Origin of the sequence: Sphingomonas sp. CCH9-F2, assembly GCF_001556735.1 — a bacterium.
GTDB lineage: Bacteria > Pseudomonadota > Alphaproteobacteria > Sphingomonadales > Sphingomonadaceae > Sphingomonas > Sphingomonas ginsenosidimutans.
The window spans coordinates 1-1,376 of sequence record NZ_LSJO01000310.1 but is presented as its reverse complement, the minus strand read 5'-3'; the positions used below and the strand labels follow the sequence as shown (position 1 = coordinate 1,376).

The following is a 1,376-nucleotide window of genomic DNA, read 5'->3' as shown; positions in this document are numbered from 1 at the left end:
GGGCAAGGCGGGCGAGCCGGCCGAGCGCGACCGCCTGTCGATCCGCTTCGGCGCGACGCAGGTGGCCGAGGGCGGGCTGGCGGTGGAGGGCTATGACGAAGCCCCCGTCGCCGCACATCTGAAGGGGCAGGACGTCGCGATCGGCGTCGACCTGGGGCTGGGCGAAGGCCGCGCGACGGTGTGGACGTGCGACCTGACGCACGGCTACATCTCGATCAACGCCGATTATCGCAGCTGACGGCACCGCCGCCCGTTAGCGGAACAGCGCGGAAACCAGCGCGACCAGCTCCGACTGACGGTTGGTGGCGTTCTTCGCCATCGCCGCGCGCAACTGTACACGGATCGCGCATACGACACGCAGCGGTCGCGCGCGATCGACTGCAGGTCCAGCCCCGTCGCCAGTCCCATCACCACCGCGGTTTCGGCGCGTGTCATGTCGAAACCGTCGCGGAGCGCCGCGGCATGATCCTCGCCCAGCGGTCGCCCGGCGATCGTCATCATCACGCTCGCCGCGGATAACGCGCCGCCGCCGCGCGCCGATCCGCGGGTTCGTTACCGGCGAATAGACGTCGTGGCTCAGGACATCTGCCACACCGACCTTCGAGACATTGTAGATGCGAATATGGTCGATCTCGGCACGCTGCCCAGCGACCGCGACGTCGCCGAAGGGCCTGTCGAACCGCCACGACAGCCCGCCTACCGCGTCGTCCCAGGATTGCTGGCCATGCAGCGCACGCCAGAAGCCCTCCGCGATCGGCGCCCCCGCCCGTCCGCGTCCGCGCCGATCCGCCCCTGTCCTGACCATCACGCCTCTGGCCGATCTATTCCGGGCAAATGACCAGAGGAGAACGACATTTGCGCAACAAACGCTGGCCGCCCGCGTCCCGTTCGGGGTCAGATCAGCCGGAAAATCAGCTCGATCGCCTCCCGCCACATCACGCCACCGAGCCACCCGATCATCATCCACGCCACGACGTGCAGCACGCGCGCCGGCCGGAGGCTCGATTCCTCATCTAAGTCATTCATATCCCGGCGCCCACCGCATTATACGAAAATCGTATATCAGAGCAGCGACCGTAAGGGAATAGGAGGATCGGATGCACGCACTTGGCAAAGTCGCTCTTCACTCACGACGCGCGCCAGCTTGCCCGGCTGCTTGCCCAGGCGCGTCGCGATGCCGGGATCACGCAGGTTGAACTGGCGCGCACGCTGGGAAAGCCGCAGCCGTTCGTCTCGCTGATCGAGCGCGGCGAACGGCGCGTCGACGTGGTGGAATTTTGCGAGATCGCGCACGCGATCGGATGGCGGCCGCTGGACCTGTTCGATCGTCGTCTAATCGCGCTGGTCGCAAGTCAATTCTGAGCTGTCGTTGCCGG

4 protein-coding genes are annotated in these 1,376 nt (G+C 66.7%); 2 read left to right on the top strand and 2 right to left on the bottom strand.

The features are described from left to right. The coding region (locus AX685_RS09075) for a bifunctional ornithine acetyltransferase/N-acetylglutamate synthase (protein ID WP_197418544.1) at window positions 1-238 on the top strand (238 nt) is incomplete at its 5' end. A gap of 15 nt (window positions 239-253) precedes the next feature. On the opposite strand, the gene AX685_RS09070 is transcribed toward AX685_RS09075, so the two are convergent. Continuing rightward, window positions 254-808 carry a hypothetical protein gene (locus AX685_RS09070; protein ID WP_197418543.1) on the bottom strand — a complete coding sequence of 185 codons (555 nt, stop codon included), beginning with the start codon at window positions 806-808 and terminating at the stop codon, window positions 254-256. Window positions 809-894: 86 nt separating this feature from the next. Continuing rightward, the gene (locus AX685_RS23340; protein ID WP_269450476.1) at window positions 895-1,026 is read right to left on the bottom strand and encodes a hypothetical protein; all 132 of its coding nucleotides are present in this window, start codon (window positions 1,024-1,026) and stop codon (window positions 895-897) included. 81 nt (window positions 1,027-1,107) lie between these two features. On the opposite strand from AX685_RS23340, the gene AX685_RS09065 reads away from it, so the two are divergent. Then, window positions 1,108-1,362, top strand: a complete 255-nt coding sequence (locus AX685_RS09065) for a helix-turn-helix domain-containing protein (RefSeq protein ID WP_066487742.1) — start codon at window positions 1,108-1,110, stop codon at window positions 1,360-1,362. Window positions 1,363-1,376: the final 14 nt, after the last annotated feature.